This window comes from Vibrio sp. Evd11 (assembly GCF_900382755.1).
Taxonomy (GTDB): Bacteria; Pseudomonadota; Gammaproteobacteria; order Enterobacterales; family Vibrionaceae; genus Vibrio; species Vibrio lentus.
The window spans coordinates 122,480-136,165 of record NZ_OSDX01000004.1 but is presented as its reverse complement, the minus strand read 5'-3'; the positions used below and the strand labels follow the sequence as shown (position 1 = coordinate 136,165).

12 protein-coding genes are annotated in these 13,686 nt (G+C 45.2%); 9 read left to right on the top strand and 3 right to left on the bottom strand.

Annotated elements, in window-relative coordinates; translation table 11 throughout:
• Positions 1–52: 52 nt before the first annotated feature.
• Positions 53–949 (top strand): LysR family transcriptional regulator, encoded by an 897-nt coding sequence (locus ED652_RS02845; protein ID WP_122053445.1) that lies wholly within the window; start codon positions 53–55, stop codon positions 947–949.
• Between the two features lie 88 nt (positions 950–1,037).
• Here the strand turns inward: ED652_RS02845 and ED652_RS02840 are convergent, their stop codons facing one another.
• A complete protein-coding gene (locus ED652_RS02840; RefSeq protein WP_029226067.1) occupies positions 1,038–1,868 on the bottom strand; it encodes a DMT family transporter in 831 nt (276 codons plus the stop codon).
• 265 nt (positions 1,869–2,133) lie between these two features.
• Between ED652_RS02840 and ED652_RS02835 the strand changes: the two genes are divergently transcribed.
• The 8 genes from ED652_RS02835 to ED652_RS02800 all read left to right on the top strand — a co-directional run bounded on the left by ED652_RS02835 (position 2,134) and on the right by ED652_RS02800 (position 11,343).
• Positions 2,134–2,523: a VOC family protein gene (locus ED652_RS02835; protein WP_122053444.1), complete on the top strand. Its 390-nt coding sequence runs from the start codon at positions 2,134–2,136 to the stop codon at positions 2,521–2,523.
• Between the two features lie 51 nt (positions 2,524–2,574).
• The gene (locus ED652_RS02830) at positions 2,575–3,099 is read left to right on the top strand and encodes a hypothetical protein (RefSeq protein ID WP_122053465.1); all 525 of its coding nucleotides are present in this window, start codon (positions 2,575–2,577) and stop codon (positions 3,097–3,099) included.
• A gap of 168 nt (positions 3,100–3,267) precedes the next feature.
• Positions 3,268–4,707 (top strand): 6-phospho-beta-glucosidase, encoded by a 1,440-nt coding sequence (locus tag ED652_RS02825; protein WP_122053443.1) that lies wholly within the window; start codon positions 3,268–3,270, stop codon positions 4,705–4,707.
• 98 nt (positions 4,708–4,805) lie between these two features.
• On the top strand, positions 4,806–5,804 hold the full coding sequence (locus ED652_RS02820) for a LacI family DNA-binding transcriptional regulator (RefSeq protein WP_050620360.1): 999 nt from the start codon (positions 4,806–4,808) through the stop codon (positions 5,802–5,804).
• A gap of 203 nt (positions 5,805–6,007) precedes the next feature.
• Complete coding sequence (locus ED652_RS02815; RefSeq protein ID WP_122053464.1) at positions 6,008–6,568, top strand: sugar O-acetyltransferase; 561 nt, start codon at positions 6,008–6,010, stop codon at positions 6,566–6,568.
• Between the two features lie 395 nt (positions 6,569–6,963).
• The gene (locus ED652_RS02810; protein ID WP_122053442.1) at positions 6,964–8,112 is read left to right on the top strand and encodes an S-(hydroxymethyl)glutathione dehydrogenase/class III alcohol dehydrogenase; all 1,149 of its coding nucleotides are present in this window, start codon (positions 6,964–6,966) and stop codon (positions 8,110–8,112) included.
• Between the two features lie 164 nt (positions 8,113–8,276).
• A complete protein-coding gene (locus ED652_RS02805; protein WP_122053441.1) occupies positions 8,277–9,560 on the top strand; it encodes a dicarboxylate/amino acid:cation symporter in 1,284 nt (427 codons plus the stop codon).
• Between the two features lie 253 nt (positions 9,561–9,813).
• On the top strand, positions 9,814–11,343 hold the full coding sequence (locus ED652_RS02800; RefSeq protein ID WP_122053440.1) for a phospholipase D family protein: 1,530 nt from the start codon (positions 9,814–9,816) through the stop codon (positions 11,341–11,343).
• Positions 11,344–11,463: 120 nt separating this feature from the next.
• Here ED652_RS02800 and nfsA read toward each other — a convergent pair whose 3' ends face one another.
• Positions 11,464–12,186 carry an oxygen-insensitive NADPH nitroreductase gene (gene nfsA, locus ED652_RS02795; protein WP_122053439.1) on the bottom strand — a complete coding sequence of 241 codons (723 nt, stop codon included), beginning with the start codon at positions 12,184–12,186 and terminating at the stop codon, positions 11,464–11,466.
• 244 nt (positions 12,187–12,430) lie between these two features.
• On the bottom strand, positions 12,431–13,543 hold the full coding sequence (locus ED652_RS02790) for an OmpP1/FadL family transporter (RefSeq protein ID WP_122053438.1): 1,113 nt from the start codon (positions 13,541–13,543) through the stop codon (positions 12,431–12,433).
• Positions 13,544–13,686 lie beyond the last annotated feature (143 nt).

Genomic DNA, 13,686 nt, shown 5'->3' with positions numbered 1-13,686 from the left:
AGACCACATTGACAGGGAGAGTAACGGTGAGTGATATGGAAAAGTTGAAAAGTTGGATTTAAATCTATTGAGCGTGTTCTTAGAAGTGTATCGATTAAAGTCGATCACACTTGCATCGGAATCGCTTGGTATGACTCAACCTGGAGTCAGTGGCGCTTTGAAACGGCTGCAAGCACAATTGGGTACAGACCTTTTTATTCGAGAGGGTAGAGGTATAACGCCGACCAATGCAGCGATGCAGTTGGCGTTACGTGTAGAGCCCGCATTGGACGGGATAACCAGTGCGGTCAGCACGCTAAAGCAGTTCGATAATCAGCAGCATCATGTGTTTCGAATTTTGGTCAACGAGATCGGTTTAACCAAGCTTCAGCCTCTTGTGGAAAAGGACAACACGCTTGGTAATATCTCGATTGAATTCAATATGGTGCCAAGCAATGAAGAAGATCTGCTGCAGAGTTTGAGCATGCAGCAAGCCGACTTAGCGATCGATATTCACTATCCACAAGTGAATGGTTATATGAACCAACAAGTGATCGAAGATGAGCTCGTATTGATCGCCAAGCAAGGGCATCCAAGGATTGATGGATCGGTGACGGAAGCGCAGTATTATCATGAGAAACACATCACCTTCAGAATGCGTCGTTCTCGCCTTTATACCGCAGATTACTTTACGAAAAGCCCGATACAACAGCGAAAAGTCAGCTCCGAATGTGATTCATTGATGACGATGTGTGTGTTGGTCTCTGGCTCTGACTGTGTTGGTAGCACGTCTCGTGATTTTGCTAATCAGTTTGCGGAGCGATTCCAATTGCAAGTGCTCGACCAGCCGTTTGAGGTCTTGCCCATGAAGCAGTATATGATTTGGCATAAACGAACAGACTTAAACCCGGCACATCAATGGTTAAGAACCAAAATTCAGCAATACATGACGAGCTCTCAAAGCTGTTAACGATTCAATGAAAAACGGCCTCCATTTGGAAGCCGTTTCTTGTCTCTGTTACATCAGAATTTTAATTAAGATTTTAGGGTTCACCTGCTTATTGCGCACGTTTTTGACGAGCGGCTTTGAGCATTTTCATTGGCGACATTCCAGTCACCAACATGGTACCTGTGATAACAAGAATCGAACCAATGATCGTGTTGATACCGATGGCTTCATCTAAGAACAAGTTGCCCCAAAGAATACCGAATACTGGAATCAGGAAGGTCACCGACAATGCTGAAGGTGCACCCAATTCAGAGATGAGATTGAAATAAAGTAAGTATGCTAAACCAGTACACACCGCGCCGAGCAAGATGACCGAAGTCGTGATCGTGAGATCGGGTGCTTCTCTCATCGGAATAAAGAACACAAATGGCAATACGATCAATACTGCTGCCCACATACTGCCGTGTGCGTTATTGAACGCCTCAACTTTTGGTGCTGTTTTGGTGTAGTTAGAGGCGATGCCATAGCTGAACGCAGCCATCACTGCAGCGAAAATTGGCACAATAGCTTCTTGGCCGATGTTCATCGCATCCCAACCGACCAACACACATACGCCCGTGACACCAATACCTAACCCGAGTAACACCTTCTTCTCAAGTGCGGTTTTTGTCCATATCGCCCCGATGATCGCTGCCCAAATTGGCGCTGTGGAGTTCAAGATGGCAAGGGTCGACGCATTAAGCGTTTGAGCCGCATAAGCGAAAAACAAAAAAGGAAGCGCAGTGTTAAACAAGCCAAGAATGAAAAAGTGTTTCGCATGAGCATTAAAAGAGAGCTTCCTTTTCAGGTAAAAAGAAACCAAGAGTAGGGTGATTGCCGCGCACAGAACTCGCGCTTCAATTAGGACTGCTGGGCCTAAAGGATTAGCGGCAATTCTCATGAAAAGGAACGAGCCTCCCCATATGGCAGCTAGCATGATCAGTTTTAAAAAGCTCACAGTTAAATCTCGGATTGTGTAAAACACCGACTATTGATCAAAGCTATATATTACACAAGCTTAGATGTTAATACTGTGCAGCTAATTGTTGTGATTTTGATAATTAAATGACTTATTAAATAGGAACATCTTTGCTCAATTATGTTCTGTTTATCCTTCTTTATTTGGCGAGTAATCTAGTGTCATACGTAAACATTAGGTGATAAAAATGAAGATAGAACACATCGCGATTTGGACCAAACAACTCGAAGTACTTAAACGCTTTTATGAGGATTACTTTGGTGCGACGTCTAACCAGAAATACCACAATCCAAGCAAAGGCTTCTCTTCATATTTCTTGTCTTTTGAAACTGGAAGTCGTTTAGAGATCATGGAAATGGATTCGGTTCCTGAATCGAAAGACGATATCTATGACCAGTTCACGGGCTTCATTCATATGGCTATTTCATTAGGGTCGGAACAAGCGGTCGATCAACTGACTCAACGCTTGGTTGAAGATGGTTATGAACGCTTAGATGGACCAAGAAGAACAGGAGATGGCTATTATGAGAGCTGTGTACTCGATCCTGATGGTAATCGCTTGGAACTTACCGTTTAATGTAGAGACTTAATTGAGTTACTCATCTACTAACGGAACTGAGGTATGACAATGATGAAGCTTGCTGTGACTTTCCTTTTTAGTCTCGGGCTTATGGGATGTGCAACCTCAGAACCGGTGTATGAGCAGGAGACGGACGCGAAACCTGAACCATCACAACCCATTGGTTACCTTGGTTTTAAAGCTCACCAAGAGTGGGCGATTCAATTCAATGATTGCACGGTCTACGATTTAATCGGCGCACAACCTTACCAGTGGTTTGATCGCACTTCAGCCTCTGTGAGCTGTTATACGTTTAAGCCAAACGATGCCATCGAGCCTTTATCAGTCTATGCCGACGCAAACTTCGACAGCAATAAGCTAACCCCGATTAACCGCTTTCAAGAGCTGCAGGTATCAGAGTCAGGCTGGGGCACCTTTCCTGCGGTCTATGAGACCCACGGCACCAATTGGCTGAAAGTCAAAGAGGGTTGGATTCACCTAACACTAGCCGATCAGACACTCGTCCAGTTCTACCCAGGAACTCAAGACCAATCTGGTAAATCACAGCATGATCAGTATTTTGAGCAGCATTGATACTAATGCTGACTGTTGATTAGTCTTTAGTTCGATCAAAAAAGATCTTTTAACTATTGCTGAAACCGGTTTCAATCTGTATCTTTGCTTTTATTAAAATCGGTTTCAGAGTTGTAGTCGCAGCTCTGAACCTGATCTTTTTACGAATAACTTGTAGCGAGTAATGGTATGAACAACGAATTTCCGAACGATTTTTTATGGGGTGGTGCGGTTGCAGCACATCAACTAGAAGGCGGCTGGGATGCGAATGGTAAAGGTGTCAGTGTTGTTGATGTATTAACAGCGGGCGCTCATGGTGTACAACGTCGAATCACCGATGGTGTGATTGATGGTGAAAACTATCCCAACCAAGTCGCAGTGGACTTCTACCATCGCTACAAAGAAGACATTAAGTTATTCGCTGAGATGGGTTTTAAGTGTTTCCGTACCAGTATTGCTTGGACGCGTATTTTCCCAAATGGCGATGAAGCTGAGCCATGTGAAGCGGGTTTAGCATTTTACGATGATCTGTTTGATGAGCTGTTGAAATACGACATTCAGCCTGTGGTAACACTGAGCCACTTTGAAATGCCTTACCATCTAGCTAACGAATATGGCGGCTGGATGAACCGCAAAGTGATCGACTTCTTCGTTAAATACTCAACTACGGTGATGGAGCGATACCAGCACAAAGTGAAATACTGGATGACGTTTAACGAGATCAACAACCAGATGAACACTTCGGCAGACATCTTCGGTTGGTTGTGCTCTGGCGTGAAGTTTCCGCAATGTGAAAAGCCGCAAGAAGCCATGTATCAAGCGGTTCACTATCAGTTTGTTGCAAGTGCTTTGGTGGTTAAGAAAGGTCACGAGATCAATCCAGATCTTCAAATCGGCGCAATGTGTGCGATGGTGCCTTTCTACCCTCGTTCTTCAAAGCCAGAAGACATCATGGTGGCACAGCAAGCGATGCGTGATCGTTACTTCTTCTCGGATGTAATGGTGCGTGGTCATTACCCAAATTACGCTAAGCGTGACTGGGCAATCAAAGGCTTCAACATTGAGATGCAGCCCGAAGATGAGCAAATCTTGAAAGAAGGTAAAGCGGATTACCTTGGCTTTAGCTACTACATGTCTAATACCTTGGATTCTTCTTCGCATCAGTCGACTGAAGAGGTGATGGACGGCGGTCATGAAAACTCGGTCGATAACCCGTTTATCCAGTCTAGCGATTGGGGCTGGCCAATTGATCCAACGGGTTTACGTTTCTGTTTAGCGTCTCTGTATGAACGTTATGAAGTGCCATTGTTTATTGTTGAGAACGGTTTTGGCGCTGTTGATACCATTGAAGAAGATGGCAGCATTAATGATGACTACCGCATTGCTTACCTTGGTGACCACATCAGAGAAATGAAAAAAGCAGTCGCAATCGACGGTGTTGATTTGATGGGTTATACCCCTTGGGGCTGTATCGATTTAGTGTCGTTCACCACGGGCGAGATGAAAAAACGCTACGGATTCATTTACGTAGATAAGCACAACGATCAATCTGGCTCACTAGAACGCAAGCGCAAGAAGTCGTTCGAGTGGTATAAAGGCGTGATTGCATCTAACGGTGCCACTATTTAGAATGCATTCCCCGGCGCAGTTATGTGAACTGTGAGCTGTCATTTTGCAATGAATTAGTCGGCCTATGTCGGCTAATTTTTTATAAAGGAAAGAAGCGAATGGTAACCATGCTTGACGTCGCAAACCGCGCAGGTGTATCTAAATCGACTGTTTCTCGTGTCTTAAATGGCAAGAACATCGTGCGCCCAGATGTGGTAAAAAAGGTATTTGATGCGATTCAAGAAACAGGTTATCGACCGAACTTGTTGGCTCAGCAATTGGCGACCAAGAAGACCAATTTCATCGGCTTTGTAATCACCAATGAGTTGTTCAATGGCCCTTACTTTTCTTCCTTGATGTATCACGCGGCCTCTTATAGCGAAAAGTCGAATCACCAGCTGGTGATCACCGATGGCAAACACAGCGCTGAAGACGAAAGAAAGGCGATCAACTTCCTGTTGGATATGAAGTGCGCGGGCATCATCATCTATCCACAGTGCTTAACCGAAAGTGAGATTTCTAAGATCATCGAAAGCACTGACACGCCGATTCTGGTACTCAACCGAGAAATGCCGTCGAAGCCTAATCATGCCATTACCACCGACCATTATCAGAGCGCTTGTTTGATGGTTGAACACATCATTGAGCAAGGCCATACAGATATTGCAGTGATTCGAGGAAAAACCGGTTCTTCGACTGATGAGTTGCGTTACCAAGCCTATCAAAATGTGTTAACTAAACATGGTGTGGCATTGGATGAGGCCAAAGTTGTTCAAGGCGATTGGACGATGGAGAGCGGTTATCACGCGGCTCAGGCTCTGGCAAAAAGCAAAGCAACATTCACTGCTATCTTGTCGGAAAACGATGACATGGCGATTGGTGCGATTAAGGCGTTAACTGAACTTGGGTACTCATTGCCTCAAGATGTTTCTATCGTCGGCTTTGATAACAGCAAAGTGGGGGCGTTTTTAACGCCAAGCTTAACGTCTGTCAGTGTGCCATTAGAGCAAATGACGCAAAAGGCGATCCTGCAAATTGTCGGTGAAACAGAGCAAGCGACCACCATCAATACCAGTGGCAGTTTGGTGCTGCGTGATTCGATAGCGAAGCTAAATTAACATTGTTCGAATTTCATATTTCACCTACAAAAAGTGACGAGCTGCGCATCTCTTCAACCAAGCGTAAACACTCCTTATTCACTGTTATTTAGATGTGCGATATTGCGTTTTTGGGTCGATGAATTGACCTGCATTAGTTAAGTAATGTGAAACTAGCTAAGTAATATAAAAATAGCTAAGTGATGGGAGAACAGGTAAGTAACGTGAAAACAGAAAAACAAAAAATGCTAGCAGGCGAACCTTATCAGGCTTGGGATAAAGAGCTTTATTCAGCTCGTATCGAATGTCGTAAGGTGCTTCAAAAACTCAATAACAGTATTCCTGACACACCTGAATGGGAAGCAGCAACTCAAGAGCTCATTCCGGGCTGTGAAAACGCGCATCTAGAACCTCCATTTCGTTGTGACTACGGCTCGAACATCAAGCTGGGCAAGAACTTCTACGCTAACTTTAACTGCGTGATTTTGGATGTGGCTGAAGTGACCATTGGCGACAATGTGCTGCTTGGTCCGAACGTTCAAATCCTGACCGCAGGTCATCCACTCGATGTGAAAGGCCGTGTAGAAGAAGGCGTTGAGTTTGGTACACCGATTAATGTTGGCGACAATGTTTGGCTTGGCGGTGGTGTAATTATCTGTCCCGGTGTCACCATTGGCGAAAACAGCGTGATTGGCGCGGGCAGTGTGGTGACCAAAGATATTCCAGACAATGTGGTCGCGGTCGGTAATCCATGCCGAGTTTTGAAGCCAATTGATAATGAATAGTAGAACAACCAAATAGACAAAGCCCGAACCTAGATTCGGGCTTTGTTTTTTCTATTCTAGTGAGGTGTTAGCAGGGACAGTTTGCTGATCTAGTTTCTTGTCTAGAACACCACTGAATCGAGTTAATACAGTAGCGAGTCAATGCTGTGTTCTAAAAGTCATCCTCGGTATCTAAGCGTATCTCCGCGTTTATTGATTTTATTCAGCCTAGGTTAAACCTTTGATTCACTGTTAGACGAAATTACTCTTGCCATTTATTATTACTAATATGTAATAATCATTCTCAAAAATATGGGATTATCAAATTGGATGGTCGCACCTATACTAGCCTCAACAAAACGAGAGAGCGATAACAAACAAGCTCAACGTTGACTGACTAATATAGGAAATATCACATGACTATCGAAATCAAACCTGGTCAAACTCATATCCAATCTAAAGCTATGGTTGCTTGGAAAGCTGGTGAGCCGCTAAAGCGTGAAACGGTTGACGTTGAACTGCCAAAGGCTGGCGAAGTACTTGTTCGTATCGTTGCTACTGGTGTTTGTCACACTGACGCATTCACTCTTTCAGGTGACGATCCAGAAGGCATCTTCCCTTCTATCCTTGGTCACGAAGGTGGCGGCATCGTTGAAATGATCGGCGAAGGCGTAACAAGCGTTGAAGTTGGCGACCACGTTATCCCACTTTACACAGCTGAGTGTGGCGAATGTAAATTCTGTAAGTCTGGTAAAACTAACCTTTGCCAAGCGGTTCGTGAAACGCAAGGTAAAGGCCTAATGCCAGATGGCACAAGCCGTTTCTCTATCAACGGTGAGCCAATCTTCCACTACATGGGTTGTTCTACTTTCTCTGAGTACACAGTGCTTCCAGAAATCTCACTAGCGAAAGTAAACAAAGAAGCACCTCTTGAGGAAGTTTGTCTTCTAGGTTGTGGTGTAACTACTGGTATGGGTGCGGTACTGAACACAGCTAAAGTTGAAAAAGGCGACACAGTTGCTGCATTCGGCCTAGGCGGTATCGGTCTTTCTGCAATTATCGGTGCTCGTATGGCTGGTGCAAGCAAAATCATCGGTGTTGATATCAACGAGAGCAAATTCGAGCTAGCGAAACAACTTGGCGCGACTGATTGCATCAACCCAATGAACTACGACAAGCCAATCCAAGACGTTATCGTTGAGATGACAGACGGTGGTGTTGATTACTCATTCGAATGTATCGGTAACGTAAACGTGATGCGTCAAGCACTAGAGTGCTGCCACAAAGGTTGGGGTGAGTCAGTTGTGATTGGTGTTGCTGGCGCGGGCCAAGAGATCTCAACTCGTCCTTTCCAACTAGTAACGGGTCGTGTATGGCGTGGTTCTGCTTTCGGTGGTGTTAAAGGCCGCTCTGAGCTTCCAGAAATCGTAAACCGTTACATGGCTGGTGAATTCGGACTGCAAGAGTTCATCACTCACACTATGGGTCTAGATGACGTAAACGAAGCATTCGAACTAATGCACAAAGGCGAGTCTATCCGTACTGTTCTACACATGGATAAATAGTCTTAAATCTTAAACCTCATCTGGTTTTCATAAAGTCCGTTAGATTGAATCTAACGGACTTTATTTTTTCCTAGGCACACTTTACCAAGGAATATTTTTATTAAAGGTTGTTCCCTTTAATAAAGGTATCTGAATTGTCCTACAGGGTTACTGGAATCGTCCTTATGTTGACCAAACTTCGCCACTCTCTACCTTTACAGTTAATGTTAGCTGCTTTGCTAGCATGGCTTTTTGCACAACTTATTTCTTCAACCTCAGGTATTACCCAAGCGGGGTGGTATCAGTTCTTAATGCTTGGCAAAACTACCTATATCGGCTTGCTAAAAATGGTCGTTGGGTTAGTGGTTTTGTTCTCGTTATTGCAAGGCATAACAAGCATTGGCTCGATAACTCGATTGAAGCAAATTGGCCGCAATACAGTGCTTTTCTATAGCTTCACGACGTTGATAGCCATCTCTTTGGGCTTGGGTGCTTCACTGATGTTGCCTGCTTGGGAGCCTTTAACCAGTGTTGCTACGATTGGAGATGATGTTCAGCTTATAAGCGAAGATGCGGCAGGTGGCGCTGCGATTGCTAGCAAGCTTTTTAGTATGGCACTCGTGAACCCGGTAGCGGCGTTGACCAATGGTAACTTGCTCGCGATTGTCGTGTTCTCATTCATGCTGGGTATTGCTCTACTTTCTTCATTGCCAGAAAAACATCCGATTTTTGAGGTGCTTAATGGCTTGAACAAAAGCATCAATACCATTGTTGGTTGGATCATTCGTTTAGCGCCAATCGCTGTTTTCGCCATTGTTCTCGATTTTACGGTGCGTGGTGGTGAGTCACTGTTTGAACAATTGGCACTGTTTGCTTTGCTGGTGTTTGTGCTGACTTTGATCCACGGAGCGATTGTACTGCCGACTATTGCGAAAGTGATGACTGGGATTCGTCTTAGCACACTATTCAAAGGTATCTCTGCACCGATGGCGATGGCGTTCGCAACGTCATCAAGCTCTGCTACCTTGCCATTGGCGATGCAGAGTGCGGAAGAAAAGCTCGGTGTATCGCAAAGTACGAGTAGCATGGTATTGCCGCTCGGTGCAGTTATGAACATGGATGGCACGGCACTTTTCGAAGGTGTTGCGGCAATTTTCTTGGCTCAACTGTTTGGTGTGGATCTCACGACTTCTGGCTTGGTGATGATCTTCATTATGGCGATGGTCTCTTCTGTGGGTGCACCGGGTATGCCATCTGGCTCGATGTCAGGCATGCAGCTTGTTCTATTGGCGGCAGGTATCCCACTTGAAGCGATAGCGATCTTACTGATCATTGAGCGACCGCTGGATACATTCCGTACGGCAGTTAACGTAGAAGGTGACATGATTGCCGCATTGGTCGTGGATAAATGGCAGTCAAAGCAGAGCTCGTCAGTAGACTTGACTATGAGCGGTTCTCAAACATCGTAATCTTCAGTAACAAGCCCGTTAAAGTTAGCGGGCTTTGACCGAGTTAAAATCCGCTGAGTTTATACTGTTTGGAGCTCACTCAGCTTAAGTGATCTGTAGGTCAATTTACTGATCTTCAAATTTATACTGGATAATTACCTATAAATTTCAGGCTTTAGCAGTAATAATCAATGAATAGACCTGAACAGCTTGTGAGTCGCAAAGCTGTCGGGACAGTTTCTAAAGACGTTACCGTGAAAAGGAAGTCAGACACATGCCTGTGCTCCAACGCATCAGTTTAACCTTAATTTTAGTCGCTATTCTCGGCGGCTGTTCTTCCTTACCAGAAGGCATCGACCACCCAGCAGAACCGTACACCTCTTATGGACCAAGCACTTTGTCGGTTTTAGCGGATGAATATCAACCAGTATCAGAACAGGCGACTACCGCCGTTCGTTTACAAGAATCCGGTTGGGATGCTTTAGCGCAGCGATTGTCGTTGGTTGAAAGTGCAGAGCACACCATTGATATTCAATACTACATCTGGAACTCTGACGAATCGGGCAGGTATCTCGCCAGCCGTTTATTAGCGGCAGCTGACCGTGGTGTTAAGGTGCGAGTGATGTTGGATGACATCAACCTCAATGAGCGTGAAGGGCTATTATCAGCACTGGATGCTCACCCTAACGTCGAGATCCGAATCTTCAACCCAACACCAACACGCCGTGGTTTCAGTAAGTGGTTAAGCTTCCTTGGGGATTTCTCCCGCTTAAACCGCCGTATGCATAATAAATCCTTTACCGTAGATGGTACCTTGTCTGTGGTTGGCGGACGTAATATTGGTGATGAATATTTCGACCTTTCTGACGAGATCAACTTCCGAGATCGTGATGTATTAGTGATGGGCTCAGTCGTTACCACGATCCAAACCAGCTTTACCGAGTATTGGGACAGTCGTTGGTCTTACCCTGTCGATATGTTGGGTGACGAAGAACAACCGGATCTTTCAAAGATTGACGATATCATCGTTCCACAATACAAAAACTACCCAGAGTTACCATTAAACCGTGAAGCGGCAGATAGCTTGTTGAAAGAGACTCTTGATGAGATGACTTGGGTGAATGCTCGTTTCGCTTACGATCGCCCTGTGCCTATCGATTCAGATAATACCGATGAACCGAAAGCAACGGCGGTTCTTTTAGGACAGCTTGCAAGTGAATCGAAACAAGAGATCTTGTTGGAATCGGCTTACCTTGTATTCGATGATGGTCAACTCGAAGCGTGGCAAGTGTTGAACAATAAGGGCGTTGAGATAAAAGCGCTCACTAACTCTATGGCCTCTAATGACCTGGTGACTAATCACTCCGCTTATGCAGGCAGACGTTACGACATGTTGGAGCATGGTATCGATCTGTTTGAGCTAAAACCAGAATCTAAGCTGTGTGAAGCATCGACGCAAGACGCGTCTAAATGTGCGCCTGAGACGGCCTATGGCTTGCACGCTAAATCAGTCGTATTTGACCGCAGCATCGCGAGCATCGGCTCATTTAACTTCAACTTGCGCTCTACCTATCTCAATACTGAATCGGTTTTGATCATCGAGAATAAAGAGATTGCTGAAACGTTAGCAAAAACCATCGAACAAGCGATGAATGAAGACAACAGCTGGCGCTTGGAACTCGAAGACGGAGACGTGTATTGGTATTCAGGTGAACAAAGCTGGGACAGCGAACCAGAAACCGGCAAGTGGGAACGCATGCAATCAGGCTTCTTACAATTGTTACCGATAGAGAAATATCTTTAAGAGAATCAGCACTCTAGAAATGAAAAATGTCAGCGCATAATACGCTGACATTTTTGTTTGTGATGGCAAAACTTAGCTCGCTCATCGGAATCTCTTTCTGTCTTTAGAGCTGCTCTAGATCTATCGCTTGGTCAGCTGTTTACTGTTCAAGTACGGCAGAATATGTGGGCGAGATTCACCAGACAGCTTCTGTGTGATCTGCTGTGACCAACTGCTTTGCTTTTGATTACTTGAGCGGTTTGCATAGTAGCTTTGCATTGAATCATCGTAGCTGGCAATTTCGTCTAAACTCAACGGTTGGTATTGATTTTCGTGCATCACCACATGAGCAGGAAGGCGGGGTTTGATTTCTGGCTGTTGTGCAGGGTGACCTAAACACATACCAAATAGCACGGCAGTGTGTTGTGGAAGTTCTAGTAGCTCATCGACTTGTTGTGCGCTGTTACGCAACCCACCAATGTAAACGCCACCCAAACCTAGAGACTCAGCTGCCAGCATGCAGTTTTGCGCCATGATGCCAGAATCTACCGCGCCAATCAGGGTCAGTTCAGTAAAGTCGGTTTTCACTTCAGGGTTGATTTGCGCGTGGCGTTGATAGTCGATACAGAACACCAAAAACTCAGCCGCGTTCTCAACGTAAGCTTGGTTGCCTGCGTATTCGGCTAACAGTTTGCGCTTCTCTTTGTCTGTCACTCTCACGATAGAAACAGCCTGCAGTAAGCTCGATGATGAAGCCGCGAGACCAGCCTGAATAATCACATCAAGTTGTGCTTTTTCAATCGGTTGATTTGTATATTGACGAATGGAGCGGTGCCCCAGAATAGTTTCAATCGTGCTGTTCATAACTCTCAGACAGTCCTTGTGATGATGGCGTAGAGAATCACAATAACGACAATTACCATGAGCGTAAAGGGCGTTAGAGCCTTTCTGGTTGGCAGAATGATATTCATGAATTTAAAAGGATTGCTGTCACAGCCAATCCTTTTTTGTACTGTTTCCTGCTAGAAGCTAGAAGCTAGAAGCTAGAAGCTAGAAGCTAGAAGCTAGAAGCTAGAAGCTAGAAGTGAATAACGCTCAAGAGCTCGCTTTAATGGCGAAGAGACAAAGTGATGAAGTGAACTCTGTTGGTCGAATAGCTGCCAGAAGGCTGAAATAGTCCTGAGTCAGCATTAATTTCACCATGGCCTAAATCTTGGTATTGGTAGCTCAATCCTAGATGTAAGTCGTTGGATATCTTCTTCTCAGCGCCGAATCCGATACGCCACTGTTTATCGAGCGGGAGTAACACATCTCTGTTTTGACTGCTTACAGGGCTCGTGTCACCGCTCAGTCCGCTGTACAGCAACCAATCCTCATATGCGTATTCCACACCAACCCCAAGAGAATAGGTGGTTGAGTATTTGTCATCATAATCTTGCCATGTCTCCATGTTGGAGCTGAGTAGAAGGTTTAAGTCTTCATTTAATGAATGCTTCAACCCTAAGTTTAAGCTTCGAACCCATGTTAGTTCAGAGCTAATTCCAAAAGCGTTGGCGTTATCAAGGGAAAGGTCGTGATCAAATTGGCCCTGATAACTGACACCCAATTGTGTGTTGTCACTGATGTGGTGATTGAGACTCAGGCCGAACCCTAGGTCGAGGCCATCTCCTTGAAGCTCAAGACCATTCAATGCTTGAGTTTCAAGCGCTGCGTGCTGCAATATCAAAGAACCACCAAGAGACAGTTGTTCATTGACCAGATATGACAATGACGACGTTAAGTTGAGTGCCGAAATGCTATTTTCTTTGATCAATAAAGCAGGGTGTGCGCCAACGCCGTGTGAGTATTCAACGCCAGTGCCGCCAGCTGCGTGCAATGCTGCGCCGACGACCCATTGGTCATTGAGCCTTGATGCGTAAGACAAATGAGGGAGAACATCGGCGCTGCTTCCTGTGGTCGAAGCCGAGTTATCGTCACGGACAAAAGTGGTTTCAACATCGAGGTATTGAACGCCGAGAATCCAAGCGCTTTCTTCAATAGCCGATAACCCCGCAGCATTGGTGATCACGGCGGATGTATCGTTCGCGGTTACGTTTCCTGCGCCGGCTGTGCCAACGCTTTTGGTTGTCGCAATCTGAGATAGGTTTAATCCACCCGCGTGTGCGCGAGAGCTGACTATCCCTGTTACTAACAGAGACAGTGTGATGAAAGGTGTTTTCAAGAATAGAACCTCATTTTCAGTGTATGAGTTATGTTGCTAGCAGTTTGAGTCATGTATTTAGGGATAGAACGAATTGCCACGAGCGAACACTAAGAACGCCGTGGCAATTGACTTGATCGACTTAATTGCCTTAGTTGGATTAA